The organism is Pararhizobium sp. P1_E7 (assembly GCF_056405855.1).
This window is the reverse complement of the sequence record NZ_JBFUBH010000215.1, coordinates 1-1247: the sequence shown is the minus strand read 5'-3', so window position 1 is coordinate 1247 and position 1247 is coordinate 1. Positions and strand designations below refer to the sequence as shown.

The window sequence follows — 1247 nt, the reverse complement described above, 5'->3', positions numbered from 1 at the left end:
GGGCAGAACAATGTCGATCCGGCCGGTTCCGTCGATACCGGCAGCCGTTCGGTCCGCGTTTCCGTCGAAGGCGGGCTGACCAGCGCGTCCGATATCCGCGAACTGCGGCTGCGATCCGGCAATGAGGTCACCCGCCTCGGCGATATCGCCACGGTGTCCTCCGGTCTTGAGGATCCTTATCAGCGCAAGTACCGCTTCAATGGACAAGACAGCGTCCAGATCGGCGTGGTCATGGCCAAGGGCTACAAGGTGACGGATGTCGGCGCTGCAGTCGAGGAAACCTACAAGCGTTTCAAAACCGCATTGCCCTATGGCGTCTCGGTCGATCAGATCGCCGATCAGCCGGACGTGGTCAAAGAGGCCGTCGGCGAATTCATGAAGGCGCTCGGCGAAGCGCTGGTGATCGTGCTGGTCGTGTCGTTCCTGTCGATCGGCTGGCGCTCGGGCCTCGTCATCGCCATTGCCATCCCGCTCGTTCTCGCCGCCACCTTTGCCATCATGTACGAACTGGGCATCGATCTGCAGCGCATCTCGCTGGGAGCCCTGATCATCGCGCTCGGCCTTTTGGTCGATGACGCCATGATCGTCGTCGAGATGATGGAGCGAAAGCTGGAGGAGGGACTGGGCAAGCTCGATGCCGCCAGCTTCGCCTATTCCTCGACGGCCTTTCCCATGCTGACCGGAACGTTGATCACCACGGCTGGCTTTATTCCGGTCGGTTTCGCAGCCTCGACGGCCGGTGAATACGTCCGTTCGCTGTTTTATGTCGTCGGTATCGCGCTCGTCGTCTCCTGGTTCGTGGCGGTCTATTTCACCCCCTGGCTCGGCTATATGATCCTCAAGCAGCGTGCGCATGCCGGTGAGCATCACGATGTCTTCGACACGCGCTTTTATCGCCGCCTGCGCGCCACCGTCGGCTGGGCGGTGCGCCACCGCGTCATCGTTCTTTCCCTGACGCTCGTCACCTTCGCCACCAGCCTGTGGGCGTTCCAGTTCATCCCGAAGAATTTCTTCCCGCAGTCGTCGCGGCCTGAAATCCTTGTCGATCTCTGGCTGCCGGAAGGCACCAGCATCAAGGAAGTGGAGACCCAGGCCAAGGCACTCGAAGCGAAGATACTGGACGACCAGGACAAGAAGTTCATCGCCACCTATATCGGCGAGGGTGCGCCGCGCTTCTTCCTGCCGCTCGACCAGCAGCTGCGCAATCCGAATTTCGCCCAGCTGCTGGTCATGGCCAATGACGAACC

At 61.1% G+C, this 1247-nt stretch carries 1 protein-coding gene; it reads left to right on the top strand.

The features are described 5' to 3' along the window. A partial coding sequence (locus tag AC1D17_RS29010) for an efflux RND transporter permease subunit (RefSeq protein ID WP_477568642.1) occupies positions 1 to 1247 on the top strand: 1247 nt, incomplete at both ends.